General features: G+C 53.5%; 1 protein-coding gene. It reads left to right on the forward strand.

The features are described from left to right. Positions 1–288: efflux RND transporter periplasmic adaptor subunit (locus tag ACYP03_RS25695; RefSeq protein ID WP_459782633.1), on the forward strand; the 288-nt coding region annotated here is incomplete at both ends.

The following is a 288-nucleotide window of genomic DNA, read 5'->3' on the forward strand; positions in this document are numbered from 1 at the left end:
GACCAAAGCCATTTCTGCCGATGTCTATGACAACCGCCAGGCTGCATTACAACAGGCCAGGGCCGAACTGGATGCGCTGAAAGCGTCGCTGAAGCACGCGCGGTTGCAGTTGTCATTCACCGAGGTGGTGTCGCCGATTGACGGCAGAGTCTCACACGCGCAGGTTACGCAGGGCAACTATGTCACCAGTGGCCAGAGCGAACTGACAACTATAGTGTCGACCGAACAAATGTACGCCTGGTTTGATGTTGATGAGCAAACTTACCTCAATTATGTCCGCAATCATCT

The organism is Photobacterium sp. R1 (genome assembly GCF_054600795.1).